Raw genomic sequence first — 24,399 nt, 5'->3', positions numbered from 1 at the left:
ACTGATGCTCAAGCTGCTTTCGTCACTTGCGGTGGTTCTGGCAGTGGCTGTTATGTCCGGTTTCGGCTTCTTCTTTCTGCGCCGGGAACAGGTTCCGCTCGCGGACTCGGTCGCCGCACATGAACTCTCACGCGGTGAGCTTGCCTTGGCGTGGGGGATTACGGCCGCGCCACTTGGCTTTGTCGTGCTCGTTGGCGATCGTGGGGTCGGGCACCCTTGGGCCAGGCCCTTGGCGATCTGTCTATTGGCTGCGGGGCTTCTTTGCGCCGTCCTGCGACGCCTTGTTTACCGGCGCTGGCGGTAAGGTCGCTCCTGCCAACCCGGTGCGTCGGGCCCGCGCCGCGCATGAAAAAGGCCCCGGCGTTTCCACCGGGGCCTTCGTCATTTCGAACCGTTGAAGCGGCTTAGGCTTCGGTGTCGGCAGCGTCCGCCTTGCCGGTTTCCGGCACGGCCACCTTCGGCGCGCGGACGGTTTGCTTTTCGGCGATACGGGCCGACTTACCGCGACGGTCGCGCAGGTAATACAGCTTGGCGCGACGCACGACGCCGCGGCGCTTCACTTCGATCGACTCGATGTTCGGCGACAGGATCGGGAAGACGCGCTCGACGCCCTCGCCGAAGGAAATCTTACGGACGGTGAAGTTCTCGTTCACGCCGCCGCCGGCGCGGGCGATGCAGACGCCTTCGAAGGCCTGAACGCGCTCGCGCTCGCCTTCCTTGATCTTCACGTTGACGCGCAGGGTGTCGCCCGGCTGGAAGTCGGGGATCGCGCGGGTTTCGATCAGACGGGCCTTCTCTTCGGCCGCCAGGGTCTGAAGGATGTTCATTCTATTCTCCTCGGGCTTTTGCGCCCTTTAGCTGTGAATTGGCGGAGCAAGCTCCGCGTTCGTCCTTCGCGGTGTGGGCGGCCCAAAGGTCGGGTCGCCGTTCCCGCGTCGTGATCTCCCGCTGCTCCTGACGCCACTGAGCGACCTTTCTATGGTCGCCCGACAACAGGACCTCCGGGATCTCCTGCCCCTCGAACGTCCGCGGTCGCGTGTACTGCGGATATTCCAGAAGCCCGTCCTCGAAACTCTCGGACGACAGGCTTTCCGCCGCGCCGAGCACTCCGGGGATCAGTCTTACGCACGCCTCGATCGCGACCATCGCCGCCGCCTCGCCACCGGCGAGAACCGCGTCTCCGACCGAGACCTCCTCGAACCCACGCGCGTCGAGCACCCGCTGATCCACCCCCTCGAAACGACCGCAGAGGACGACGATGCCGTCCGCCTTGGCCCATTCCTTCACCCGCGCCTGGGTCAGGGGCCGACCCCGGGCGCTCATGTACAAAAGCGGCCGCTTCGGTCCCGAAAGGCTATCCACCGCCCGGGCCACGACGTCCGCTTTAAGCACAGCTCCTGAGCCGCCACCCGCGGGGGTGTCGTCCAGGAAGCCGCGCCTATCGTCGGAGAACGCCCGGATGTCAAGCGTTTCAAGGCTCCAGAGCCCCTTCTCGCGCCACGCCGTCCCGATCAGCGACACGCCGAGCGGCCCCGGAAACGCTTCCGGAAACATGGTCAGGACAGTGGCGGTGAACGGCGGGCGGGCGGTCATTGCGGCGCCTATACCTCATCCGCGCTCAAGCAGCGAGCGGCCGCGCCGCGAGCGCTAGCGCACTCAACAATGTTGCCCCGCCGCCCAGCCCGACGACCAGGCCCACTGGAAATTATAGCCGCCCAGCCAGCCGGTGACGTCCGCCGCCTCGCCGATGACGAACAGGCCGGGGACCGCCTTCGCCTCCATCGTCTGCTGGTCGAGTTCGTCGGTGGCGATCCCGCCCAGGGTCACCTCGGCGGTGCGATAGCCTTCCGAGCCCACCGGCTTCACGGTCCAGCCGTTCACCGCCTCGTCCAGACGACGCAGGACCTTGTCGCCGACCTCGGCCAGCTTGCCCCTCACCCCCTCGCGCTCGCAGACGCTCTCGGCCAGGCGGCGCGGGACGATGTGGCCCAAGGCCGTGTGCACCATCTGCTTGCCGTTCTCCTCCTTGGCAGCCTTCAGCCGGGCATAGACGTCCTCGCCCGGCGCCATCTGCACCGTGATCGCCTCGCCCTCGCGCCAGTAGGAGCTGATCTGCAGGATCGACGGCCCCGACAGGCCCCGGTGGGTGAACAACAGGCCTTCTTCGAAGCTGGTCTTGCCATGGCTCACCACCGCCTCCACCGACAGCCCGGCCAGCGGCGCCAGCTTCTCCAGCAGGCCCGGCTCGAAGGTCAGCGGCACCAGCGCCGGCCGCGTCTCGGTGATCCTCAGCCCGAAGCCCCGCGCCGTCTCATAGGCCCAGCCGGTGGCCCCCATCTTGGGGATCGACTTGCCGCCGGTGGCCAGCACCAGCGACGACGCCCGCACCACGCTCCCGTCCGACAGCGCCGCCTCGAAGCCCGCGCCGGTGCGCCCGATCCGGTCCACCGCCAGCCCCATCGACAGGACCACGCCCGCCTCGCGCATCCCGTCCGTCAGCATGCGGACGATCTGCCTGGCGCTGTCGTCACAGAACAGCTGCCCAAGCGTCTTCTCGTGCCAGGCGATGCCCGCCTTATCGACGCGTTTGATGAAGTCGTGTTGCGTGAACCGCTTGAGCGCCGAGGTGGCGAAGCGCGGGTTCTCGCCGAGGAAATTCGCCGGCCCCGTCCCCGTATTGGTGAAGTTGCAGCGCCCGCCGCCCGAGATGCGGATCTTCTCCCCCGGGTTCCGCGCATGGTCGACCACCCGCACGGACCGCCCCCGCCGCCCGGCCTCGATCGCGCACATCATCCCGGCCGCGCCGGCGCCGACGATCAGCACATCCACTTCAGAGGGTTTCATCCGCTCCCCCTACCACGCTCCGCGCTCAAGCAGCGAGCGACCGCGTCGCGAGCGTTAGCGCCCTCACCAAGCCCTGTTGGACAATCCGATCCGCGTCGGCGCCCAGTCAAAGGCGAACATCCGCGGCGGCGTCGCCGTCCCGGCCTTGTCGATCAGCAGGTCGGTGATCGCCCACACCAGGGCGTCGGCCCGGTCCAGGTCATACGCCCCCTCATCCTCGCCGCCGAAGGCCATCAGCTCCTCCTCCAGCGCCGCGAAGTCGCCCCGGTGCGTCACCCGCCCCTGTTCGTACAGCGCCGCCACCGGCTCGGCCCGCACCCGCTTGCCCTTCGTCGCCCGCACCTCGCGCACCCGCACGGTGCAGCCCTGCGCCTCCAGCACCGCCTTGACCATCTCTCCGCCCTGATTGACCTCGGCCACGATCCGCGTCGCCCTGAACTCGGCCGCCGCCGCCATGGTCCGCCGCGCCCAGCCGCCGGGGCTCAGCCCCGCCTTGGACCGATCCGCCAGCACCTCGGCCCGATCCCCGATCCGCCCGGCCACGATGATCCCGCAGGCGTTCCCGCCCGCCGTCGTCGTCGGATCGATGGCCACCACCACCCGGTCGTATTTGACGGGCGCCGAGGGGGTGTCAGCCGATGATGGCGCATCCGGGGTCCGGGGCCTCAAGTAGCCCGAAGGGCGGTAGGCCCCGGCGGGATGCGAGCGCGCTTGCGCGAGCATCTCCGCGGTAAAGAGAGCCCCGTCGTTCTCGACCACCTTCCCCTCGATCTCCTGCGCCGCCCGCTTCGTCCCGCCGTACAGCGCCTCCAGCCCGGCCAGAAACCCCGGCGACAGATGCGCCGCATTGTCCGCCGTCCCCGCATGGGTCTCCACGCAGGAGGCCTCGGCCCTCAGGGTCCGAAGCGCCGCCGTCGGACGGGGCGTGGTGGTGATGCACAATAGAGGATGTCCTCCCTCCCGTTGGCGGAGGGGGGAGGGTCGGGGTGGGGGTGCGCGCTCGGTCTTCAAAGGCGAAGCGCCTGAGGCCTCGTCCCCCGAACCAGCCTCCCGCGCTTCACCTTCAACCTCACTGCCTCCACCCCCATCCCCGACCCTTCCCCCCTCGAGGGGGAAGGGAGCCGTTCTGTCAGGCACAGCGCCCTCCGCGCTCAAGCCGCTCGCCCCCGCGAGCCGAGCGTTAGCGCTGCTTACGGCTGGCAAAGCCAGACGTAAGCCCATGCGTAAGAGAGCCAGCACCTCACCCCCATTCCGCCACGCACAAAATTCATCCGCCCACGCCGCCGAGAACTGCGGCCCGCGCAGCGAGTCCGGGTCCTCGGCCGAGAAGACCTGGGCCACCGCCCCGTTCGGAAACACCAGCCGCCGCCGCGAAATCTCGAACACCGGCTTCGCCCCACCGTTCCAGCGCGGCAGCGAGCACAGCCCCGACACCCCCTCGATCATCACCTCGCGCACGTCGTGCAGCGTCGGCCCGATCAGCGCCAGCCGTCCGCCGGGCCCAACGCGCTCGGCCATGTCCGCCAGCCACATCGCCCCCGCCAGCGTCTTGCCCGCCCCGCGCCCGCCCAGGAACAGCCACGTCCCCCACTCCCCCTCCGGCGCCCTCTGCGCCGGACGCAGTTCAATCGGGGCTACAGAAAGCGCCGATGTCTCCTCCCCGTCGCGCAGCGATGGGGAGGGGGACCCTGCGAAGCCCGCGGGGCGAAGCAGGGTGGAGGGGCTCTCGGCCCCCGTGGGGGTTCGGGGGCTCAAGTAGCCCGAAGGGCGATAGCCCCCGGGATCAGAGAACATCGCCCGTTTCACGCTCATCTTCGCGTCACACAGCGCCACCACCCGCGCCAGATTCCCCACCAGACCGGCCCGCTGCACCGCCCGATCAAAACTGGCCTGCGTCCCGACCCAATCCTCGGGCGAAATCGAGACCCCCAACCCGGCCAGCGCAATGCCCTTGAGTTCCTCCCCCAAGGGGGGAGGGGGACCCTGCGTAGCCATCGGCGAAGCAGGGTGGAGGGGCGCTGGCTCACGCACTGGCGCCTCTCCCTCCCCGCCCCGGGGAGGGTGCTCGCCATCGGCGAGCGGGTGGGAAGGGCTCAGCGACCCGGCCCCCATCATCTCCTCTCCGTCGCGCAGCGATGGGGAGGCGGACCGCCCGGGCGTCTCAGCCCGGGGGGTGGAGGGGGCGGCTCCGTCAGCAGAGACGGCCAACGTCTCCTCCCCGCCCGCGGGGAGGCGGCTCGCCCGTCTCGCGGGCGAGACGGAGGGGCCCTTCGCCCCCATCCCCAAATCCTCCCGCCGCAACCCGCGCTTCTTCGCCTGGGTGCAGATCGTCGCCGGATGCACCCCGTATTCGAGGGACAGCACCCGGTCCGGCGCCCCCGCCGCCCGTTTCGCGAACAGCGCCGCCCATTGCCCCTCGGTCAGCAGGCTGTTGCGATGCCGATAGTCCGCAGGCCGTTCCCCGAACGCGGGCGCCCGCCGCTTCGGATGATCCGGCGGCAGGTCCCGGATCTGCATCCCCAGCCGCCGCGCATTGGCGTTCCAGGTGTCCATCGACACCCGCGCCTCCCGGACCAGCGCCAGCGCGGTCTCCCCCGCATGCCAGCGCCCGAACCAGGCCCGCCACGCGTCGTCGTCATGTTTGGAATTGGAGTGTCTGGTCATCCCGCCATTTTACGGGCGCGGGAAACCCGGCCAGGAATAAGGCTCTGACAATCAGAAAAGCGCCGCCGCATCAGCGGCTTGGCGGGGGCCAATATGCGGGTTGAACATTAACTCTCGCGGTATCTTTGGTCGTCCCTTCTCCTCCCCACTTGCGGGGAGGCGGCCGCGAAGCGGTGAAAATTGCCTTGCCGCTCCCCCAAATCCTTCCGCTGGGTCCCCAACTTGCCAGTCAGCAAACCAACGGGTTGCCAAAGAGCGACGTTCTCCCAGTTAACACATCTCTGTGGATAACCTGCTATCATAACGAGTGATTTGGCGGGGGCACCATGCGTAAGTTGTTCTTTGGCGACAATCTCGACATCCTCCGGGAGCGAGTCGCCGACGGCTCGGTTGATCTCATATATCTAGATCCGCCGTTCAACTCGAAGACTGACTACAATCTGTTGTTCCGATCATCCGACGGATTGGCTGCCGGGGCTCAAGCGCTAGCGTTCGAAGATACGTGGCGGTGGGGCTCCAGCGCTGAAACAGCCTTTCGTGAGATTGTTGCCTACGGCGGAGCTCCAGCTCGGCTAGTCGGTTCATTGCGCCATTGGATGCAAGAGAGCGACACCATGGCCTACTTGGTCATGATGACAGTGCGTCTAATAGAACTTCATAGAGTTTTGAAAGACACGGGCAGTCTTTATCTTCACTGTGATCCGGCGGCGAGCCATTACCTCAAGATGATGCTTGATGCCATTTTTGGTCCGACCTCATTCAAAAGTGAGATAGTCTGGAAACGCACCAATGCTCGAGGCACGAAAGGAAAATGGCCAGCGCTCCATGACGTAATTCTATTTTATACAAAATCAGACAGGTTCCGTTTCAGCACGCAGACGGGACCGGGTGATATCAATCGAATACCTCACACCCTGATCACTGGGCTCGACGGCCGAAAATACCAAACTTATGAACTGACCGGTCCTGGACGAACCAAGGATGGAGAAAGCGGCCGAGAATGGCGTGGATTTGATCCGTCGCGCTTTGGGCGTCACTGGGGACAAAACGAGGCGGAGCGCGACGCCCTCGATCTTCAGGGCCTAATCCATTGGCCTTCGAATGGAGGCTTTCCACGAAGACGCGCTGAAGATCCTTTTGACCCAGCGGCGCGGTTGGTGACAATCGGCGACGTCTGGACGGACATCGATAGGCTTAACCAGTCAGCAAAGGAGCGGCTTGGTTATCCGACCCAGAAACCGCTCGCCCTCCTCGAACGGATTATACGAGCCTCAAGCGCTCCAGGCGACACGATCCTTGATCCGTTCTGTGGATGCGGGACTACGGTTCACGCCGCCGAGAAACTCGGACGTGGATGGGTAGGCATCGATGTCACAAACTACGCAGTTAAGTTGATTAGCGAGCGGCTTTCTGCATCGTTTGAGGATTTGGCTGTCGAAATTGATGGTCGTCCTCAAGACCTTGCGGACGCTGCGGCTCTTGCCAGCCGAAACAAATATCAGTTCCAGTGGTGGGCCTGCGATGTCATCGGTGCGCAGCGCTATCGCGATAGAAAGAAAGGCCCCGATGGCGGGGTGGACGGCGAAATCCTCTTCTTAAACGGGCCACGTGGCGTTGGTCGGATTATCGTGTCGGTAAAGGGCGGGAAGGCGCTTGGGGTTGATGCGGTTCGTGAGCTCCGTGCGGTGGTCGACCAACAAGGGGCGGACATGGGCGTCTTGGTTTCGTTGGCGGATCCCAGTCGAGACGCGATCAATGCTGCTCTCTCGGCTGGCGTGGCGCGAACTACGCACGGAGAGTTCCCCAAGCTGCAATTAGCTCCGATGAGCGATCTGTTTGAGGGGAGGCGTCCCCGCCTTCCTGTACCGGCCCCCGCGGCACTTCTTCGTCCTCCGAAACAGGCCAAAGCGAAGCGCACCAACCAACTCAGCTTCACCTTCGCATTTGAGGGCCATCGGTATAGCCGCCCTGTTGCGGAGGACGGCGTGGTGCTTGATCCCAAACTTCTCGTCGGCTGACGACGAACAAGGCCGTGCGTCAAAAATGGTCGTATGGGATCGAGGTCTGGATAGATTGTTCTTGGTTTGTTCGGTCTCCGTTGCCACTTATTTGGTGATTGGAGGACAGCAAATGACAGCGCTCAATTATCCTTGCGACATTGATCGCAACCCTAAGATAGGATTCTGTTGGATGGGGAGGGGGTTATGACGAGCTGGTCAAAGCGAGCAAAATCGCGCGCGATCAACGTCGGCGCACGTGTGTTGCTAACCGCGACCGCGTTGGCTCCTGTGGGCTTCACTTATGCATGGGTAGCTTACATCCAAGACATGCATAAGGCTGCCTTCATAATAGCAGCCGTGAGCGTTTCACTAATGGTGATCTGCTTGCTGGTTACCGGAGCAGCAAAGGCGTCTCTTTCAGCCACCGATTTCAGAGCCCAATCTATAGAGGCGGCAGATCACGAGAATACTGCATTCTTGCTTCTATATGTGATGCCGCTTTTTACATCGCAGTTTAGGTCTCTTGAGTGGGAGTTCTGGGTGCCAACTGCTTTGATATTTGTCCTTATAACTGCTACCGGATACAATTATCATTTCAATCCGCTGCTGGGACTGTTTGGGTGGCATTTCTACAAAGTAGAGTCTAGCGAGGGCGTAACATTTGTTCTGATAACGAAAAGGCAGATACGATCTAACAAGGAATCGATGAAAGTCGGTCAGCTTACCGAATACATCCTACTGGATCTGGAGGAATAAACTTGCCGAATCTGTATGCCATCTGCCGACCTGTTGGTGGGCTTGAAGTGCGTCTTGTGCAGCTAAATCAACAAGTTCAGACAGAAGTCGTAAACGTCATTCAATTCCAGGAGGTGCTGTTCAACGACGGGATCCAGAATGAGATAGATTTTACCGGCGACTGGAAGCCAGACAAGGACGAGTTGCTCGTAATTCGCGCGCTTCCGGAGGTGCAAACGCTGCTCGGCGCTGTGGCTCAAAATGCGGTCGCGTTGCAACCAGTAGACGTAAACAATTTTCTAAATCAGAATATAGTTGGGCTATTTACGACTGCTGGGGTGGGTCAAAATCTAAGATTGCTGGTCCAAAATTTCTCGGCTCAGCAGATACTTCAAACCAAACTCGCCCTGATGTTTGATGGAAACGTTTTTAGAAAGATCACGGAACCAGCATTTACTGTTGGAAATCATCTCACAGCCGTGATCAACGCGGCGGGCGAAATTCGATTCAAAAGCTATTCAGCTCTGCGACGGGTTCTCGACGTCGCTCCAGTGTTTCAGCAGGCGACAGATGCGGAGCTGAATGCGTTTTGCGCTCATGCCAGCCTTGCCGTAGCCAACGCCCAAGGATTTGTCGGAAACGCAGATGAGGGCATCCGGAAACAAGTGCACGCAATCACTCGCTCCGAAGTGCTGGCACAGCACACCGTTCCGGATATCGAGGCCAAGGCTGCTGACATCGGATTTGCCTTGGGTGTCACGGGCGGTCGGATAGAGGTTCCACCGGACAGGAAGAACGCGAAGGAGCTTTTTAGCTTCCTGCTGAACAAGGTCTATCGCGGACCGATTAATCAGCAACTCTTCATCACCAATTCAAATCGCCCCCTTTGATTAGTGCGCCTCATCCCAGTTCCCCGCCGCCGTCGCCTCGACCACCAGCGGCACGCTCAGCGCAACGGCGGGCAACGCCGCCCCCTCCATCACCCGCTTGATCTCCACGATGGCGCGATCCGCCAGCGCCTCCGGACACTCGAACACCAGTTCGTCGTGCACCTGCAGCAGCATCTTCACCTCTGACAGGCCCGCGGCCGCCAGAGCCTCCGGCATCCGCACCATGGCCCGGCGGATGATGTCGGCCGCGGCGCCCTGGATGGGGGCGTTGATGGCGGCGCGTTCGCCGAACTGGCGCTCGGCGCCGGACTTCGAATGGATGGCCGGGATGTGGATGCGGCGGCCGAAGACGGTCGAGACCGTCCCCGTCTCGCGCACCTGCGCCTTCGTCGCGTCCATATAGGCGCGGATGCCGGGGAAGCGCTCGAAATAGGTCTTGATATAGGCCCCGGCCTCGCCCTGGTCGATGCCCAGCTGGGCGGCCAGGCCGAAGGCGGAGATGCCGTAGACGATGCCGAAATTGATCGCCTTGGCGCGGCGGCGGGTCTCGGGGTCCATCTGGTCCAGCGGGACGTTGAACATCTCGCTGGCGGTGGCGGCGTGGATGTCCTGCCCCGCCTTGAAGGCGCGTTTCAGCTCCGGGATGTCGCCGATATGGGCCAGCAGGCGCAGCTCGATCTGGCTGTAGTCGGCGCTGATCAGCACATTGCCCGGCCCGGCGATGAAGGCCTGACGGATCTGGCGGCCGGTGGCCGTGCGGATCGGGATGTTCTGCAGATTGGGGTCGCTGGAGGCCAGACGACCGGTGGTGGCGGCGGCCAGCTGGTAGCTGGTGTGGACGCGGTCGGTGGTCGGGTCGGCGGCCTCGATCAGGGCGTCCGTATAGGTGCCCTTCAGCTTGGCCAGCTGGCGCCAGTCCAGCAGGACGCGCGGCAGGTCGTGGGTGAGGGCCAGCTCCTCCAGCACGGCGGCGTCGGTGCCCCATTGGCCCGAGGCGGTCTTCTTGCCGCCGGGCAGGTTCATCTCGCCGAACAGGATGTCGCCGATCTGTCTGGGGCTGCCGATGTTGAACGGGCGGCCGGCCAGGTCGTGGGCGCGGGCCTCCAGCTCGGCCATCTTCAGTCCGAACTCGCTGGAGAGGGCGCGCAGGCGGGCGGGGTCGACGCGGACGCCCTCGCGCTCCATGGCCGCCAGGGTGGCGGGCATGCCGCGCTCCAGCGTCTCATAGACGGTGACCAGGCCCTGTTCCGCCAGCCGGGGCTTGAGGATGCGCCACAGACGCAGGGTCACGTCGGCGTCCTCGGCGGCGTATTTCGTCGCCGGGATCAGTTCGACGTGTCTGAAGGATTTCTGGCTCTTGCCCGTGCCGCAGACGGATTTGAACGGGATCGGCTCGTGGCCCAGATGCAGGCGCGACAGCTCGTCCATGCCGTGGCCGTGCAGCCCACCCTCGAGGACGTAGCTGATCAGCATGGTGTCGTCGTACGGGGCCACGGCGATCCCGCGCCCGGCCATGACGGCGATGTCGTATTTGATGTTCTGCCCGACCTTCAGCACCGCCGGGTTTTCCAGCAGGGTCTTGAGGCGGTTCAGGGCGGTCGGCTTGTCGATCTGGACGAGGGGCTCGCGCGTATCGACCGCATCCCCGAAGTCCAGCCCGCCCCCGCCCGCCATGGGCTCCAGCTCATGCGTCAGCGGGATGTAGCACGCGTCATTGGGCCCAAGCGCCAGCGACACCCCGCACAGGCCCGCATGGGTGGCGGAGAGGGCTGACGTCTCACAATCGAAAGCCGTGACCCCCGCCTCGGTCGCCCGGGAAATGAAGGCGTCCAGCTGGTCGAGGGTCTGGATGGTGACATAGGCGTCGTGGTCGAAGGTCTGGACAGTCACGTCGGCCGGGACCGCCTGCGGCGCATAGCGGGGCGAGATGACGGGGGCCGTCAGCGGCTTGGGGCGGGCCGCGAAGGCCGAGCCATCCTTGGCCGGCGCCTTGCCGTCGCCGACGCGGTTGCGCAGCGAGCGGAACTCCATCTGGTCGAGAAAGGCGCCCAGGATTTCCGGGTCCGGGTCGCGCACGGCGAAGTCGCTGATCGGTTCGGGCGCCGGGGCGCTGCAGTCCAGCTTCACCAGCTCCCGGCTCAGCCGGATCTGGTCGGCGAAATTGATCAGGGTCTCCCGCCGCTTGGGCTGTTTGATCTCGCCGGCCCGCGCCAGCAGCGTATCTAGGTCGCCATACTCTTCCAGCAGTTGCGCCGCCGTCTTCGGCCCGATCCCCGGCGCGCCCGGCACATTGTCCACGCTGTCCCCGATCAGCGCCTGCAGATCGATCATCTTCTCCGGGCTGACGCCGAATTTCTCGAACACGGCCTCCTCGGCCAGCCGCCGATCCTTCATCGGGTCCCACATCACCACCGACGGCCCGATCAGCTGCATCAGATCCTTGTCCGAGCTGACGATCACGGCCTCGCCGCCGGATTCCCGAACCCGCCGCGCATAGGTCGCGATCAGGTCGTCGGCCTCGAAGCCGGGCAGTTCGACGCAATGCACGCCGAAGGCCGCCGTCGCCTCGCGCACCAGCGGGAACTGGGGGATCAGATCCTCCGGGGGCGGCGGGCGGTGGGCCTTGTACTGGTCGTAGAGCTTGTTGCGGAAGGTCTTCTCTGAGTGGTCGAAGATGGCCACCAGATGGGTTGGCCCATCCTCGCCCTTCATGTCGCGCAGCAGCTTCCACAGCATGTTGGAATAGCCCTGCACCGCGCCCACCGGCAGGCCGTCAGACTTGCGGGTCAGGGGCGGCAGGGCGTGGTAGGCGCGGAAGATGTAGGCCGAGGCGTCGATCATCCACAGGCGGATGGGGCCGCCTGCCACGGGCGTGTCGGGGGCGGTCGTTTCGGGCGTCGCGTCGGTCATGGCGGGAACATAGGCGGGGTGCGGGACCTCGTCACCTCGACAGCGACCGGATTCGGCATTGACCCTGAAACCCACCCGAAGTCTGCTGCCAGCTTCAGGAGGTTTCCATGTTCGCATCCATTGTCGCGCTGGCGGTGGCCGTCGCTGTTCAGGATCCCGCCCCCTACCCGCGCATTCAGCTGGAGGACCATCTGCCGGCGCCCAACGCACGGACTGTGAGCCTCGAGGCGGGCTATCGTGCTGTCGATACAAATGCGGAATACTCGGGCGACCTCGGCCTCCCCGTCGTCGAAATGTCTGTCGTGGATCCGAACCGGCTGATGTCGGCGTCCGTGGTCTTCAACCGCGTACAGGTCACAGATGGGGCCGGCCGTCGCGGCGTATGGTTCGCGCGATTGAGGGCCGCGAGAGGCATGGCGTCGACCGAACTCTTCGCGGACGCTCGCACCTGTCCCGGCGTCATCGCCTCCCTTGAGGCGCTCAGCCGTCTGCCCGACTTGACGCCGGGAGTGCCTTATCTGGAAACCGAGAGCAGCGCCGCGTCGCAATCCGCACTGGAAGTGAAAGGCATCATACTGGACGACGTCAGCTACAGCGTCCGTCTTCGGGCGCGGTTCGACGGATCCGTCTACGCGGACAAGATCACCGTTGCGGGCGGATCCTATGCGCCGTTCGCGCCGATCATCGTCGAGAGCCTTGATAGGCTGAAGGTGTGCTGGACCGGAACGGCGCCGCCCCGCTGACAGGCGATCAGGAGATCCAGGTGTTCTCGCACTGGCCCGCCAGGGTCCAGCCGGCGACGCCCGAGACCACGCGACAGCGCACGCCCATGCCCGCCAGCGGCCCGTGCAGAATGCCCGCCTCGATGGTGGCGCCTTTGCCGTCGTAGATGGGCTTCTGGAACTGGACGTACTGGACGCGGTCGCCGGGCTGGTGCTGGCGGTTCGGATCATAGGTGGTCGGGAAGCTGACGCCGTAACGGCTCCAGTCGCAGCGCGGTTTCCAGCTCGCGTCCTCGCTGAACAACCACAGGGGCGGCGGGACGTTGCCCGGACTGAACTGGTAGTGGCCCTTGGCGACGGCGGCGATGACCGCGCAGTCGTTCTGGTTGGTCGCCTGTTCGCCGGGCTGACCCGGCTGGCCGGGCGTGCCGGCGCAGGCGGTCAGCGCCATGGCGGCGGTGCAGAGGAGGGCGGCGGCGCGCATGGCGGCTCCTACTTGGCTCGCAGGCCGGTGATCGTCCGGGTGGGGGCGATGTCCTCGGCCGAGGTGATCAGGTGAACGACGGCGGGGCGACCGGCGTTCCGGGCGGCGTCCAGCGCGGCGGGGAAGTCCTCGGTCCGCTCGCAGCGGACGCCAAACGCCCCGAAGGCCTCGGCGTATTTGACGAAGTCGGGGTTCTTCAGATCGGTGGCGATGACCCGCGAAGCGCCCGGATAGTGGGTTTCCTGGTGCATGCGGATGGTGCCGTAGGTGCCGTTGTCGACGATGACGACGACGGCGTTGATGCCGTACTGGACCGCCGTGGCGATCTCCTGCCCGGTCATCAGATAGTCGCCGTCCCCCGCGATGCAGATGACGTCCGTATCCGGATGAATGCTCTTGGCCGCCAGCGCCGCCGGATAGCCGTAACCCATCGCGCCCGAGGTCGGGGCCAGCTGGGTGCGGCAGGCGCGGTGGCGGTAGAAGCGGTGCAGCCAGGCGGCGAAATTGCCCGCGCCGTTGGTGACGATGGCGTCCGGCGGCAGGATGTCGCCTAGGTGCGCCATGCATTCGCTCATGTTGACGTCGCCGCCGACGGGCACGGGGGTCGAGAAGGCCTGATAGTCGGCGTGGGCGGCCTCGGCCTCCGCCTTCCACTCACGACCGGGGTCGATGGTCGCCAAGGCGAAGGCGGCCAGTGAATTGTCGGCCGTGGCGCTCAGCATCGGCGCCCAGACCCGACCCAGTTCCTCGGCGCCCGGGTGGATGTGGATCAGGATCTCGGCGGTGCGGGCGCGGTCCAGCAGGGTGTAGCCCTGGGTCGGGTTTTCCCCCAGACGGGCGCCGACGGCGATGATCAGGTCAGCGGCCTTGGCGCGGGCGGTCAGCTTCGGATTGCAGCCCAGCCCCAGATCGCCCGCATAGTTGGGCCGATCATTGGACAGGATGTCCTTGCGGCGGAAGGACAGGGACACCGGCAGGCCGAACCGCTCGGCCCAGTCGCCGATGGCGGCGGCGGCCTCGGTGGTCCAGCCGGAACCGCCCAGCACCAGCAGGGGGCGTTCGGCCTTCGCCAGACGCTCGCGCACCTGCTCGACGAAGGCGGGGTCCAGCGCGGCCTTGGCCGGAACGACCGGACGGATCGGGGCGGGGCCGCCGTCCTCGTGCAGGATGTCCTCGGGCAGGGCGATGACCACCGGCCCCATCCGGCCCTGCAGGGCCGTGGAGAAGGCGCGCTCGACCACCTCGACGGTGCGCTCGGGGCTTTCCAGCTCGGTCGCCCATTTGGCCAGACCGCCGAACACCTCGCGGTAGTCGACCTCCTGGAAGGCGCCGCGACCCCGGTCGGTCAGGGCGATCTGGCCGACGAACAGGATCATCGGCGTCGAGTCCTGATGCGCCGTATGCACGCCGATGGAGGCGTGGGTCGCGCCCGGTCCGCGCGTGACCATGCAGACGCCGGGCTTGCCGCTCAGCTTGCCATAGGCCTCGGCCATGTTGGCGGCGCCCGCCTCATGGCGGCAGGCGATAACCTGGATTTGGTCGCGCACATCGGCCAGCGCGTCCAGCACGGCCAGATAGCTTTCGCCCGGCACGCAGAAGACACGATCCACGCCGTTCATGACGAGGGTTTCGACAAGACGGCGGGCGGCGGTGTTCGCGGGCTGGGTCATGGCGACCGATCTAGCAGACTGCGCGATGTGTTGACCATGCAACCGCACGGCCACGCTTGCGTTTACGGCGAAGGTTCAACGCAAATCGGGGATCACCCAATGAAGAAGATCATCGCCCTCACCCTGGTCGCCGCCGCCCTGGCCGTGTCGGCCTGCAACACTGTCGCCGGAGTCGGCCGCGACGTCTCGGCCGCCGGCAGCGCCGTCACCGGCGCCTCGAACGACGCCCGCCGCTAAGGCCTGCGTCCGCGAGAACACGAAAGGCCCGCCGGTCGATCCGGCGGGCCTTTCTCATGTCTGGTCATAGACCACGCCGGTCAGATACAGCCCGTCCGACGGCGCGACCTGACCGCAGGCGGCGCGATCCTTCGCATCCAGCGCCCTGGCCACGTCCTCCACCGCCCAGCGGCCCAGCCCGACCTCGGCCAGCGTCCCGGTCATCGAGCGCACCTGTCGGTGCAGGAAGCTGCGCGCCTCGAACACCAGATGCACCTCGTCGCCGACGCGCGCGACGCGGGCGACGTCCAGCGTCTTCTCCGGCGATTTCGACTGGCAGTTCACATCGCGGAAGGTGGTGAAGTCGTGCAGGCCCACCAGCGCCTGCGCCGCCGCGTGCATGGCGTCGGCGTCCAGCGGTTTCTTCACATGCCACACGCGCCCGAGGTCCAGCGCCGGACGGCCGGGGCGGTTCAGGATGCGGTACAGATATTTGCGGCCCGTCGCCGAAAAGCGGGCGTGCCACTCGTCGTCCACGCCCATGCAGTCCAGCACCGACACCCGCTCGCTGATCAGGTGGGCGTTCATGGCGTTCATGACCGTGTGTTCAGGCCAGTCCTTCTCCAGATCGAAGCTGACCACCTGACCCGTCGCATGAACGCCCGTGTCGGTGCGTCCCGCCGCCGCCAGCCGGATGCTCTGGCCCGAGAAGGCCTTGATCGCCGCCTCCAGCGCGCCCTGCACGGTCGGCTGTCCGGCCTGCACCTGAAAGCCGTTGTAGCCCGAGCCGTCGTACTCAATGGTCAGCCTGTACCGGGGCATCAGTCCAGGCCGCGTCGGGTCGAGAAGGCGGAGCCTTCTGACCGCGGCCCAGCAAGAATCGTCCCGACAGGGACGTCGAAGCCGCGCAGCATCTCGTCCGCCGCCTGCTGGGCCTTGCCCTCGCGCTGGACGCGGGTCAGGCGCACGGCGCCCTCGCCGCAGGCGATGCGCAGGCCGTCGCCGTCGAGCACGGTTCCGGGGGCGGCCGTCCCGGCCTCGACCGCCGACAGCAGGGCCTTGATCCGCACCGGGCCGTCCGGGCCGGGCGCCTCGAACCACGCGCCGGGGAAGGGCGACAGGCCGCGAATATGGGCGTCCACCTCAGCGGCGGGGCGCGACCAGTCGACGCGGGCCTCAGCCGGAGTGATCTTGCGGGCGTAGGTCGGCTCGCCGACTTGCGGCGTGCCCTCGGCCCCGCCCCGATCAATGGCGGCCAGCGCACGCGGCCACAGGCTGGCGCCGGTGTGCGACATCCGCTCCGACAGGGTGGCGGCGGTGTCGTCGGCGCGGATGTCCAGAATCTCGGACAGCAGGATGTCGCCCTCGTCCAAGCCCTCGCTCATCCGCATGATCTGCACGCCGGTCTGTTTGTCGCCGGCCATGATGGCGCGCTGGATCGGGGCGGCGCCGCGCCAGCGGGGCAGCAGGGAGCCGTGCAGGTTGAAACAGCCCAGACGCGGCGCCTCCAGCACCTCGGTCTTCAGGATCTGGCCGTAGGCGACCACGCAGGCGGCATCCAGATCGAGGCTGCGGAAGGTCTCGATGGCCTCGGCGGCCTTCATGCTGTCCGGGGTGAAGACCGGCAGACCCATGGTTTCGGCGAAGGCGTGGACCGGTGAGGGGGTCAGCTTCTGACCGCGCCCCTTGGGCTTCGGCGGTTGGGAATAGACGGCCACGACCTCATGGCCGCTGGCGATCAGTTCGGCCAGCGACGGCACGGCGAAGTCGGGGGTACCCATGAAGGCGAGGCGCATGCGCGCCTCCTACCCTCTTAATCCCAGCGCGTGAACACCCCGCCGCCTTCGTCCCATTCGCCACCGGCGTCCAGGGCGTCGTCGAAGTCGAGCAGGCGGTCCAGCAGCAGGCCCGCGATGACGCCGATGGCGGCGACGCCGACGATGGTCGCGACCGAGGCCACGCCCACCTTTTCGTTGCGGGTCATGCGGCGGCGGCCGCTGGTGTCGATGATGCGGTCGCGGTTGCGCTTGAGACGAGCCATCAGGCGGCCATCCTCGCGGCCTTCTTAACCTTGGCGACGGCGCGCTCGCGCTTCAGTCGCGACAGATGGTCGATGAACAGCACGCCTTCGAGGTGGTCCATCTCGTGCTGGATGCAGACCGCGAACAGGCCCTCGGCCTCTTCCTCGACCGTCTCACCGGCGTAGTTCATGAACTTCAGGCGGACGCGGGCGGGGCGTTCGACGGCGTCGAAATACTCCGGCACCGACAGGCAGCCCTCCTCGTAGGTGAACAGCTCGTCCGAGGACCAGGTGATCTCGGGGTTGACGAAATAGCGGGGGTTGCGGCGCTCGGCCTCCCACTTTTCGCGCTCTTCCTTGCTCAGCTTGGACGGGTCGGTGTCATCATCGTCGCCGAGCTTGTCGCCCAGGTCCATGACGATCACCCGGCGGGTGTCGCCGATCTGCACGGCGGCCAGACCGATGCCGGGCGCGTCGTACATGGTGTCGAGCATGTCATCCATGAGGGCGCGCAGCTCATCGGTTACCGGCCCTTCGACCGGGGTGGAGATCTGCTTCAGCACGGCCAGGTCGGCGGCGTTGTCGATGGTCAGGATGCGGCGAACGGTCATGCCCGCGAGGTAGGCGCACGGGGCCGAAAGGTCAAGATTTCCGACTGTTTCGCTGGGTTATGCGGCGGCCATCATGAGCAGGCCCAGCAGGTTCCAAGCCAGCCAGACGACACCGCCGATGACGAACAGGGCGCCCGGTCCCGCCGCGTTGAAGCGCTTTTTCAGCAGGGCCTTGAAGCGCTCGGGATCCTCGTCGCGCAGGACGGTCTGGGCGCGGTCGCCGCGGGTCCTGATGCGGCCCGTGCGATTGGCCTCCATCCACGGCAGCAGCTCGCGCAAGGCCAGCAAAAGGCCCGCGCCGATCGCGCCGGCGCCGATCAGAAACCACATGACGACTATCCCCCGTTTGAGCGGGACAGTGGCGTTATCCGTCGGCGTTGTCGACCATCGGCAGGGGGCGCGGCTTTCGCTCGGCGTCGATGGCCACATAGGTGAAGACGCCTTCGGTCACGCGCACCGGGTCGACGCCGACGTGATTGCGCGGGCGCTTCCAGGCCTCGACATGGACGCGGATCGAGGTGCGGCCGGTCTTGATGACCTTCGCATAGATCGAGACCTCGTCGCCGACCGAGACCGGCTGGTGGAAGACCATGCCGTCCAGGGCGATGGTGGCGCAGCGGCCCTGGGCGCGCTCGAACGCCGGGGTGGCGCCGGCCAGGTCCATCTGGGCCAGCAGCCAGCCGCCGAAGATGTCGCCCTCGGGGTTGGTGTCGGCGGGCATGGCGATGACGCGACCGACGGGTTGGCCCTCGGGTCGGGTGGGGGTGTCCTGGGTGGTCAAGGCAAGGCTCCGGGGAGGGAGGTCGAAGAGGGCGGCCGGGGGTCAGCCGCGCCTCGGGAATTCTGTGGTCACCCGCCGACGGACAGGCCCATGCGGACCAGGGCGGACAGGCTGTCGGCCTGCATCTTGTCCATGACCTTCGAACGGAAGATCTCGACCGTGCGCGGGCTGATCGACAGCAGCAGGGCGATCTCCTTGTTCGACCGGCCCTCGATCAGGGCGTCGAACACCTGACGCTCGCGCGGGGTCAGCAGGCCCAGCTTGCGGTCGGTCTCCATCCGCTGCTCCTGCCGGGCCGACAGGTCGTCCAGCCGGTCCAGGGCGTTCTTCACCGTCTCGATCATGCGCATCGGATCGAACGGCTTCTCGATGAAGTCGATGACCCCCGCCTTCATCAGCTGCACCGCCATCGGCACGTCGGCGTGGCCGGTGAAGACGATGACCGGCCAGGCGCGGTCATTCAGCTCGCCCAGGCGCCGCACCACCTCGCCGCCGTCCATGCCGGGCATGCGGATGTCGGTGACCACGCAGGCCGAGCGGTCCTCCGGCAGGTTGGCGAAGAAATCGGCGCCGCTGGCGAAGCCCCGGGCGCGCACGCCTTCGCTGCGCAGCAGATGAAGCAGGGAATCGCGGACCGCCGCATCGTCGTCGATCACAAAGACAGAATGTCGAATGTTGCTCATGTGTCCTCGGCCTCACGCGGCAGGTCGATGGAGAAGGCGGCGCCGCCCAGATCGCTGCGGCCGACGGACAGGGTTCCGCCGTGGCTTTCGACGATGGTGCGCGTCACGGACAGGCCCAGGCCCATGCCCGACGACTTGGTCGTGGTCATGGGGCGGAAGATGCCTTCGATGTCGTTGCCGGGAATCCCCGGCCCGCTGTCCTCAACCGTCAATCGATAACCCCCGTGGTCAGAGACCTGGCCGCGGATCAGCACAACGGGTTGCGCCTGATCCGTGACCGCCTCGGCGGCGTTACGGACCAGGTTGATCAGGGCCTGTTGGAACTGAATACGCTCGGCTCGCACGATATCGTCTTTGTTATCGATATCAGTGCGAATCTCGACCCCCCTATCTCGAGCAATAAGGGCGAAAGCTTGGCCTAGGTCCTCGATCATGGAAGATACTCTCTCTCGTTCCAGTCGACGGGTCCCGGTGGCCAGCATGTCGCGCATGCGCCGGATGATGCTTCCCGCACGGAGCACCTGGCCCTTCGCCAGGTCCAGCGTCCGGGCGGCGCTCTGGCCCGGGACGCCGGCGCGCTCGATGTCGCGCTGACTGGCCTGCATATAGGTGGTCGCGGCGCTAAGCGGTTGATTCAGTTCGTGCGCCAGTGTCGCAGCCATCTCGCCGAGCGAGTTCAGGCGCCAGACCCGGTTCAGCTGGATATCCAGATCGCGGGCCCGTTCGGTGGCTGTTTCGGCCTCGGTGAGGTCGGTGACGCAGACCGCCGCATAGTCGTCTTCCGACGCTTCGGGCATCACGCCCATCTGCAGGCTCAGGATCAGGGGACGGCCGTCGGGGCGGCGGCCGATCCAGTGGCCGGTGGGCGCCTCCAGCGGCCCGTTCGAGGCCTTGCCGTCCAGCCTCTGCAGATCGAAGCCGTGGACCAGATCGCCGAAGGGACGCCCGGCGGTGGGGGCGCTGTCGACCCCGAACAGGCTGGCGGCGGCGGGGGTCAGGCGGCGAATCCGTCCCGCCCGATCCAGAATGACCACCGGCACCGTGGCCAGGACGGTGTCCAGCACCGCATTGCGTCCCGCCAGCGTCCGCGTCAGCTCCATCGAACGACGGTGCATCCGGCGCTGGGCCCAGCAGATTTCGGCCACCAGCCAGCCGACCACCACGAACAGTCCGGCGTTGACGGCGGTGTCCACCAACCCTTCACGGGCCACCAGGGCGACATTGCCCGCCACGCACAGGGCGATGGCCAGGGCGGTCGGCGCGCGACGCGCCAGCATGGCGGTGATCACCACCGCCGGCACCATCGGCAGGTAGTAGAAATGACCGAACAGTTCGAGCACGCCGCGCAGCGCGAAGCAGGCCAGGACCGAAGCGATCGCCAACAGGTAAGCGCGCCATCCGCGATAGGTTCGGGTGGTCGCCATGGCGAACAGCATTTCGGACGCCGAGCGTCTGCCAGTCACTTGTCTCAGGTCGATGCCGGTAATCGGATCGACTCCTCCATTTGCCGAGACTGTCGCCCCGCTGGAGTCAGGCATACCAATTATCCGTATAGGGGAAAATACGTATAAGCTCCGCCCGTGTGAAAAAACGTGACGCTTGCGGCGCCATTTTCATCCATGGCCAAATTTTTGCTGACGAATTTACAGCGCGAGCCCAAAACGACGACCCGTCACCACCTTTGAAGGCTCCGGACGGCATCCGCAAGCAGCCCGTAAGTGATTAGTTGTACGGGCTAAGTATGCCCTGATTACGTAATCATACTTATACGTAAGGTTTTGTACGTACCGCTCAGTTTACGAAGAATATTAGCGTTACCCCGAGTGTGGTGGAGTTCTCCAAGGGGTAAGAATGTCCTCCTCCAAACTTCAAGCAGCGCGTCGGAACGGCGCCTTCTTTATCGCGGCCGCCTCGGCCGTCCTGCTGATCGCGAGCCCTGCCGCGGCCAATCCTGATTTCGACTTCCAGGTCGGCGTGGCCAGCGAATATCTCGGCAAGGGTGTCGGCAAGAGCAACGGCGAGATCGCCTGGTCGGGCCAGGCCGAAGTCTCGCAAGGCGACTTCCACGCCGGCGTTTTCGTCTCGACCGCCGAATTGTCGCAGGGCTCGGATGCCGAGATTGTGACCACCATCGGCTGGGCTCCCGAGGCCTTCGGCTTCGAATTCGACTTCTCGGCCGTTAACCGAGACCTGCCCGGCACCCGCGCCGGCGTCGACGCCAACTACTGGGAATATCAGGCGGATGTGTCGCGCGCGATCGGTCCGGTCAGCGGCCGCCTCCGCGTGAACTACACCGCCGACGGCTTCGCCTCGACCGAGGAAGCCTGGTGGGTCGAAGCCCAGGGCGCCTACAAGATTTCCGCCAAGACCCGCGCTTCGGTCGCGGTCGGCTCGCGTCGCGCCCACGGCGGCGCCGACTACACCGCCTGGAACGTCGGCGTGAAGCAGAAGCTGACCGACGCCGTCTCGGCTGACCTGCGCTGGTACGACACCGACGAGCATGACCTGGGCGAGCCCTACGAGGGCCGACTGGTCGGCGCCCTCACCTACGCCTTCTGATTTCCATTTCCGAACGTTCGAGGCTTCACTGTGAATTTCCTGAACAACTTGCCCGTCGGCCGGAAGCTCTTCCTGGCCTTCGCCTGCGTCCTTACCGCCATCGCCGTGATGGGCGCGGTCGTCTTCCTGCAGATGATGGCCCTCGACAAGGCCGGCGTGGAGCGGTCCGCCGCCAACTCCATGGTCCGCTCGGCGTCCGCGGCCGAGTTCTATCTGGCTCGTCAGGAGAACAGCTTCCGCGGGTTCCTGCTGACCGGCGACGAGTACTACATCGAGCGCGCCGCCGCGCACCGCCAGTCCTTCCACAACGCGGTCAAGGAGATGGAGGAGATCGCTCCGGAGAACCTGAAGGCGGACATCGAGGCCCTGAAGAGCACGGCTGACGCCTGGTACGACCATGTCGTGACCCAGGGCGGCGCCTTGGCTAATGACCCGGCCACCCGCGCCCGCGCCGTGGCCATGGTGGGTCGCACCGGCAGCGCCGATCAGGTCATGGAGCCGGTCGAAGGCGCCCTCGACGCGATCAAGGAAAAGGACATGGCCGAACTGGAGCGCGTTCGCGCAGCCCAGGCCGCCGCGTCCACGACCGCCAAATGGACGCTGGGCATCGGTATTGCCGCCGCCATCATCCTGTCGCTGCTCGCTGGCCTGACCCTGTCGCGTGGCATCGGTGGTCCGGTCTTGCGCATGGTCGAACACATGAAGCGCCTGATCGGCGGCGACACCTCGCTGCAGGTGCCGGAAGCCACCCGCAAGGACGAGTTCGGCGCCATGGGCCAGGCGATCATCGCCTTCCGCGACGCCGCCATCGACAAGGTCCGCGTCGAGGCCGAAGCCGCTGACGCCCGTGAGAAGGCCGAGGCCGAGCGTCGCCGCAACCTGACCGCCACCGAGGCCGCGGCCGAGGAACAGGCCGCCGTCGTGACGGCCCTGGGCGAAGGTCTGGAGCGTCTGAGCGCCGGTGACCTGACCTACCGCCTGACCCAGACCTTCCCGTCCGACTATGTGAAGCTGCAGTCCGACTTCAACGCGGCCATCGGCCAGTTGAAGGACGCCATGTCGGTGGTCGTCTCCAACGTCTCGGCCATCCGGTCGGGTTCGGGCGAGATCAGCCACGCCGCCGACGATCTGTCGCGCCGCACCGAGCAGCAGGCCGCGTCGCTGGAGGAGACCGCCGCCGCGCTGGATCAGATCACCGCCACCGTCAACAAGACCGCTTCGGGCGCCCGTCAGGCCTCCAGCGTGGTCCAGGACGCGCGCGGCGACGCTGAAACCTCGGGCGCCGTCGTCCGTGACGCGGTCGCGGCCATGAGCGCCATCGAGCACTCGGCCCAGCAGATCAGCCAGATCATCGGCGTGATCGACGAAATCGCCTTCCAGACCAACCTGCTGGCCCTGAACGCCGGCGTCGAGGCCGCTCGCGCCGGTGACGCGGGCCGCGGCTTCGCGGTCGTCGCCTCGGAAGTTCGGGCCCTGGCCCAGCGTTCCGCCGAAGCCGCCAAGGAGATCAAGACCCTGATCTCGGCCTCGGGCGCCCAGGTCGCCACCGGCGTGCAATTGGTCGGCCAGACCGGCGAAGCCCTGCAACGCATCGTCGGCCGCGTCGCCGAGATCGACGGCCTGGTGTCGGAAATCTCCGCCTCGGCGCAGGAACAGGCCACCGGTCTGCAGCAGGTCAACACCGCTGTTAACCAGATGGACCAGGTCACGCAGCAGAATGCGGCCATGGTCGAGCAATCCACCGCCGCCAGCCACTCGCTGTCGCAGGAAGCCGAAAGCCTCGCTTCGTCGGTCGCCCGCTTCCGCATCGGCGACGGCAGCGTCCAGGCCCCGCGCGCCGCTCCGGCTCCGCGTCAGTCGCATGCTCCGGTTCCGCAGATGCGCGCCATCGGCCGCGGCGGCGCCGCCCTGAAACCGCAGGCCGTCGAGGACGGCTGGGAGGAGTTCTGATGGCCGCCGCTGTCGTCCTGCCCGCCGTGCTCGATATCCGCGCGGCGGACGCCCTGAAGACCGAGATCCTGGCCCAGCGCGGCCAGCCCCTGACCCTCGACGCCTCGGCGGTCGAGCGTCTGGGAGGGCTCTGCCTGCAGGTCCTGCTCTCGGCCCGCGCCACCTGGGATGCTGATGGTCAGCCCCTGACTGTGACGACCGGCGACTCCACCACCTTCTCCGACCAATGGGCGGCCTTCGGGGCCGCCCCCCTCGACACCGCTTCCGTGGGAGCTACCGCGTGACCAAGACTGTTCTGACCGTCGACGATTCCCGCACCATGCGCGATATGCTGCGCATGGCGCTGGAAGATGCCGGCTACAACGTCATCCAGGCCGTTGACGGCATCGATGGCCTCGAGGTGCTGGCCGCCAACGCCGCCGACATCATCATCACCGACATCAACATGCCCCGCATGGATGGCTTCGGCGTGATCGAGGGCGTGCGCGCCGATCCGAACCATCGCCATACGCCGGTGCTGGTCCTGACGACCGAGAGCGACGCCGAGAAGAAGGCCCGCGCCCGCGCCGCCGGCGCCACCGGCTGGATCGTCAAACCCTTCGACCCGGTGAAGCTGGTGGACGCCGTCCGCCGCGTCGCCGCCTGAGGACAGAGGTTCAC

The 24,399-nt window shown here is 66.2% G+C and carries 25 protein-coding genes and 1 pseudogene; 10 read left to right on the top strand and 16 right to left on the bottom strand.

From position 1 onward, the window contains the following. Nucleotides 1-4: 4 nt before the first annotated feature. Nucleotides 5-304, top strand: a complete 300-nt coding sequence (locus tag ACTIEF_RS01255) for a hypothetical protein (RefSeq protein ID WP_439470365.1) — start codon at nucleotides 5-7, stop codon at nucleotides 302-304. A gap of 100 nt (nucleotides 305-404) precedes the next feature. On the opposite strand, the gene rplS is transcribed toward ACTIEF_RS01255, so the two are convergent. The 5 genes and pseudogenes from rplS to ACTIEF_RS01230 form a co-directional block, all read right to left on the bottom strand. Next, nucleotides 405-827, bottom strand: coding sequence for a 50S ribosomal protein L19 (rplS, locus tag ACTIEF_RS01250; protein ID WP_439470364.1), 423 nt, complete (start codon nucleotides 825-827; stop codon nucleotides 405-407). 1 nt (nucleotide 828) lies between these two features. Then, nucleotides 829-1,593, bottom strand: coding sequence for a tRNA (guanosine(37)-N1)-methyltransferase TrmD (gene trmD / locus ACTIEF_RS01245; RefSeq protein WP_439470363.1), 765 nt, complete (start codon nucleotides 1,591-1,593; stop codon nucleotides 829-831). Between the two features lie 63 nt (nucleotides 1,594-1,656). Then, nucleotides 1,657-2,844 carry an NAD(P)/FAD-dependent oxidoreductase gene (locus tag ACTIEF_RS01240; RefSeq protein WP_439470362.1) on the bottom strand — a complete coding sequence of 396 codons (1,188 nt, stop codon included), beginning with the start codon at nucleotides 2,842-2,844 and terminating at the stop codon, nucleotides 1,657-1,659. Between the two features lie 63 nt (nucleotides 2,845-2,907). Then, a complete protein-coding gene (locus tag ACTIEF_RS01235) occupies nucleotides 2,908-3,786 on the bottom strand; it encodes a hypothetical protein (RefSeq protein ID WP_439470657.1) in 879 nt (292 codons plus the stop codon). 282 nt (nucleotides 3,787-4,068) lie between these two features. Continuing rightward, nucleotides 4,069-4,638, bottom strand: a pseudogene (locus ACTIEF_RS01230) (terminase large subunit domain-containing protein); the annotation flags it as partial. Between the two features lie 1,196 nt (nucleotides 4,639-5,834). Between ACTIEF_RS01230 and ACTIEF_RS01225 the strand changes: the two are divergent. From ACTIEF_RS01225 to ACTIEF_RS01215, 3 genes are all read left to right on the top strand, one after another. Continuing rightward, on the top strand, nucleotides 5,835-7,526 hold the full coding sequence (locus tag ACTIEF_RS01225) for a DNA methyltransferase (protein ID WP_439470361.1): 1,692 nt from the start codon (nucleotides 5,835-5,837) through the stop codon (nucleotides 7,524-7,526). Nucleotides 7,527-7,712: 186 nt separating this feature from the next. After that, nucleotides 7,713-8,264, top strand: coding sequence for a hypothetical protein (locus ACTIEF_RS01220; protein ID WP_439470360.1), 552 nt, complete (start codon nucleotides 7,713-7,715; stop codon nucleotides 8,262-8,264). Between the two features lie 2 nt (nucleotides 8,265-8,266). Next, a complete protein-coding gene (locus ACTIEF_RS01215; RefSeq protein ID WP_439470359.1) occupies nucleotides 8,267-9,133 on the top strand; it encodes a hypothetical protein in 867 nt (288 codons plus the stop codon). Here ACTIEF_RS01215 and polA read toward each other — a convergent pair whose 3' ends face one another. Next, complete coding sequence (polA, locus tag ACTIEF_RS01210; RefSeq protein ID WP_439470358.1) at nucleotides 9,134-12,043, bottom strand: DNA polymerase I; 2,910 nt, start codon at nucleotides 12,041-12,043, stop codon at nucleotides 9,134-9,136. It abuts the gene before it with no gap. Between the two features lie 107 nt (nucleotides 12,044-12,150). On the opposite strand from polA, the gene ACTIEF_RS01205 reads away from it, so the two are divergent. Then, nucleotides 12,151-12,786 carry a hypothetical protein gene (locus ACTIEF_RS01205; RefSeq protein WP_439470357.1) on the top strand — a complete coding sequence of 212 codons (636 nt, stop codon included), beginning with the start codon at nucleotides 12,151-12,153 and terminating at the stop codon, nucleotides 12,784-12,786. A 7-nt stretch (nucleotides 12,787-12,793) separates the two neighbouring features. Here ACTIEF_RS01205 and ACTIEF_RS01200 read toward each other — a convergent pair whose 3' ends face one another. Beyond that, entirely contained in the window at nucleotides 12,794-13,249 is a 456-nt protein-coding gene (locus ACTIEF_RS01200) for a hypothetical protein (RefSeq protein ID WP_439470356.1), read from the bottom strand. 8 nt (nucleotides 13,250-13,257) lie between these two features. After that, the gene (locus ACTIEF_RS01195) at nucleotides 13,258-14,919 is read right to left on the bottom strand and encodes a thiamine pyrophosphate-binding protein (RefSeq protein WP_439470355.1); all 1,662 of its coding nucleotides are present in this window, start codon (nucleotides 14,917-14,919) and stop codon (nucleotides 13,258-13,260) included. Between the two features lie 99 nt (nucleotides 14,920-15,018). On the opposite strand from ACTIEF_RS01195, the gene ACTIEF_RS01190 reads away from it, so the two are divergent. After that, on the top strand, nucleotides 15,019-15,156 hold the full coding sequence (locus ACTIEF_RS01190; protein ID WP_439470354.1) for an entericidin A/B family lipoprotein: 138 nt from the start codon (nucleotides 15,019-15,021) through the stop codon (nucleotides 15,154-15,156). 54 nt (nucleotides 15,157-15,210) lie between these two features. On the opposite strand, the gene truA is transcribed toward ACTIEF_RS01190, so the two are convergent. From truA to ACTIEF_RS01150, 8 genes are all read right to left on the bottom strand, one after another. Continuing rightward, on the bottom strand, nucleotides 15,211-15,957 hold the full coding sequence (gene truA / locus ACTIEF_RS01185; RefSeq protein ID WP_439470353.1) for a tRNA pseudouridine(38-40) synthase TruA: 747 nt from the start codon (nucleotides 15,955-15,957) through the stop codon (nucleotides 15,211-15,213). Next, a complete protein-coding gene (gene fmt, locus ACTIEF_RS01180; protein WP_439470352.1) occupies nucleotides 15,957-16,931 on the bottom strand; it encodes a methionyl-tRNA formyltransferase in 975 nt (324 codons plus the stop codon). Before fmt ends, truA begins: the two co-directional genes overlap by 1 nt. A 17-nt stretch (nucleotides 16,932-16,948) precedes the next feature. Further along, complete coding sequence (locus ACTIEF_RS01175) at nucleotides 16,949-17,176, bottom strand: hypothetical protein (RefSeq protein ID WP_439470351.1); 228 nt, start codon at nucleotides 17,174-17,176, stop codon at nucleotides 16,949-16,951. After that, nucleotides 17,176-17,766, bottom strand: coding sequence for a peptide deformylase (locus tag ACTIEF_RS01170; protein ID WP_439470350.1), 591 nt, complete (start codon nucleotides 17,764-17,766; stop codon nucleotides 17,176-17,178). Before ACTIEF_RS01170 ends, ACTIEF_RS01175 begins: the two co-directional genes overlap by 1 nt. Nucleotides 17,767-17,823: 57 nt before the next feature. Then, complete coding sequence (locus ACTIEF_RS01165; RefSeq protein ID WP_439470349.1) at nucleotides 17,824-18,096, bottom strand: hypothetical protein; 273 nt, start codon at nucleotides 18,094-18,096, stop codon at nucleotides 17,824-17,826. Between the two features lie 34 nt (nucleotides 18,097-18,130). Then, entirely contained in the window at nucleotides 18,131-18,487 is a 357-nt protein-coding gene (locus ACTIEF_RS01160; protein WP_439470656.1) for an acyl-CoA thioesterase, read from the bottom strand. Between the two features lie 128 nt (nucleotides 18,488-18,615). Continuing rightward, nucleotides 18,616-19,230: a response regulator transcription factor gene (locus ACTIEF_RS01155; RefSeq protein ID WP_439470348.1), complete on the bottom strand. Its 615-nt coding sequence runs from the start codon at nucleotides 19,228-19,230 to the stop codon at nucleotides 18,616-18,618. Then, complete coding sequence (locus ACTIEF_RS01150; protein ID WP_439470347.1) at nucleotides 19,227-20,666, bottom strand: two-component system sensor histidine kinase NtrB; 1,440 nt, start codon at nucleotides 20,664-20,666, stop codon at nucleotides 19,227-19,229. Before ACTIEF_RS01150 ends, ACTIEF_RS01155 begins: the two co-directional genes overlap by 4 nt. Nucleotides 20,667-21,081: 415 nt before the next feature. Between ACTIEF_RS01150 and ACTIEF_RS01145 the strand changes: the two genes are divergently transcribed. Genes ACTIEF_RS01145 through ACTIEF_RS01130 form a run of 4 tightly spaced genes read left to right on the top strand, consistent with a single transcriptional unit; the run spans nucleotide 21,082 to nucleotide 24,385 of the window. Next, on the top strand, nucleotides 21,082-21,789 hold the full coding sequence (locus ACTIEF_RS01145; protein WP_439470346.1) for a TorF family putative porin: 708 nt from the start codon (nucleotides 21,082-21,084) through the stop codon (nucleotides 21,787-21,789). Nucleotides 21,790-21,837: 48 nt separating this feature from the next. After that, on the top strand, nucleotides 21,838-23,739 hold the full coding sequence (locus tag ACTIEF_RS01140) for a methyl-accepting chemotaxis protein (RefSeq protein ID WP_439470345.1): 1,902 nt from the start codon (nucleotides 21,838-21,840) through the stop codon (nucleotides 23,737-23,739). Beyond that, nucleotides 23,739-24,023, top strand: coding sequence for an STAS domain-containing protein (locus ACTIEF_RS01135; RefSeq protein WP_439470344.1), 285 nt, complete (start codon nucleotides 23,739-23,741; stop codon nucleotides 24,021-24,023). Before ACTIEF_RS01140 ends, ACTIEF_RS01135 begins: the two co-directional genes overlap by 1 nt. Further along, nucleotides 24,020-24,385 (top strand): response regulator, encoded by a 366-nt coding sequence (locus ACTIEF_RS01130; protein WP_439470343.1) that lies wholly within the window; start codon nucleotides 24,020-24,022, stop codon nucleotides 24,383-24,385. Before ACTIEF_RS01135 ends, ACTIEF_RS01130 begins: the two co-directional genes overlap by 4 nt. The last annotated feature ends 14 nt before the right edge of the window (nucleotides 24,386-24,399 follow it).

The sequence above is a fragment of the Brevundimonas sp. genome (genome assembly GCF_051858995.1).
Taxonomy (GTDB): Bacteria; Pseudomonadota; Alphaproteobacteria; order Caulobacterales; family Caulobacteraceae; genus Brevundimonas.
This window is presented reverse-complemented; position numbering and strand designations above follow the sequence as displayed.

What these genes read in the sequence shown, in the direction of transcription:
- ACTIEF_RS01255 (WP_439470365.1), top strand. Translation starts at nt 5, where the DNA reads ATGCTCAAGCTGCTTTCGTCACTTGCGGTGGTTCTGGCAGTGGCTGTT.
- polA (WP_439470358.1), bottom strand. Translation starts at nt 12,043, where the DNA reads ATGACCGACGCGACGCCCGAAACGACCGCCCCCGACACGCCCGTGGCA.
- truA (WP_439470353.1), bottom strand. Translation starts at nt 15,957, where the DNA reads ATGCCCCGGTACAGGCTGACCATTGAGTACGACGGCTCGGGCTACAAC.
- trmD (WP_439470363.1), bottom strand. Translation starts at nt 1,593, where the DNA reads ATGACCGCCCGCCCGCCGTTCACCGCCACTGTCCTGACCATGTTTCCG.
- ACTIEF_RS01175 (WP_439470351.1), bottom strand. Translation starts at nt 17,176, where the DNA reads ATGGCTCGTCTCAAGCGCAACCGCGACCGCATCATCGACACCAGCGGC.
- ACTIEF_RS01205 (WP_439470357.1), top strand. Translation starts at nt 12,151, where the DNA reads ATGTTCGCATCCATTGTCGCGCTGGCGGTGGCCGTCGCTGTTCAGGAT.
- ACTIEF_RS01240 (WP_439470362.1), bottom strand. Translation starts at nt 2,844, where the DNA reads ATGAAACCCTCTGAAGTGGATGTGCTGATCGTCGGCGCCGGCGCGGCC.
- ACTIEF_RS01220 (WP_439470360.1), top strand. Translation starts at nt 7,713, where the DNA reads ATGACGAGCTGGTCAAAGCGAGCAAAATCGCGCGCGATCAACGTCGGC.
- ACTIEF_RS01135 (WP_439470344.1), top strand. Translation starts at nt 23,739, where the DNA reads ATGGCCGCCGCTGTCGTCCTGCCCGCCGTGCTCGATATCCGCGCGGCG.
- ACTIEF_RS01195 (WP_439470355.1), bottom strand. Translation starts at nt 14,919, where the DNA reads ATGACCCAGCCCGCGAACACCGCCGCCCGCCGTCTTGTCGAAACCCTC.
- rplS (WP_439470364.1), bottom strand. Translation starts at nt 827, where the DNA reads ATGAACATCCTTCAGACCCTGGCGGCCGAAGAGAAGGCCCGTCTGATC.
- ACTIEF_RS01150 (WP_439470347.1), bottom strand. Translation starts at nt 20,666, where the DNA reads ATGCTGTTCGCCATGGCGACCACCCGAACCTATCGCGGATGGCGCGCT.
- fmt (WP_439470352.1), bottom strand. Translation starts at nt 16,931, where the DNA reads ATGCGCCTCGCCTTCATGGGTACCCCCGACTTCGCCGTGCCGTCGCTG.
- ACTIEF_RS01155 (WP_439470348.1), bottom strand. Translation starts at nt 19,230, where the DNA reads ATGAGCAACATTCGACATTCTGTCTTTGTGATCGACGACGATGCGGCG.
- ACTIEF_RS01145 (WP_439470346.1), top strand. Translation starts at nt 21,082, where the DNA reads ATGTCCTCCTCCAAACTTCAAGCAGCGCGTCGGAACGGCGCCTTCTTT.
- ACTIEF_RS01190 (WP_439470354.1), top strand. Translation starts at nt 15,019, where the DNA reads ATGAAGAAGATCATCGCCCTCACCCTGGTCGCCGCCGCCCTGGCCGTG.
- ACTIEF_RS01165 (WP_439470349.1), bottom strand. Translation starts at nt 18,096, where the DNA reads ATGTGGTTTCTGATCGGCGCCGGCGCGATCGGCGCGGGCCTTTTGCTG.
- ACTIEF_RS01200 (WP_439470356.1), bottom strand. Translation starts at nt 13,249, where the DNA reads ATGCGCGCCGCCGCCCTCCTCTGCACCGCCGCCATGGCGCTGACCGCC.
- ACTIEF_RS01170 (WP_439470350.1), bottom strand. Translation starts at nt 17,766, where the DNA reads ATGACCGTTCGCCGCATCCTGACCATCGACAACGCCGCCGACCTGGCC.
- ACTIEF_RS01225 (WP_439470361.1), top strand. Translation starts at nt 5,835, where the DNA reads ATGCGTAAGTTGTTCTTTGGCGACAATCTCGACATCCTCCGGGAGCGA.
- ACTIEF_RS01160 (WP_439470656.1), bottom strand. Translation starts at nt 18,487, where the DNA reads ATGCCCGCCGACACCAACCCCGAGGGCGACATCTTCGGCGGCTGGCTG.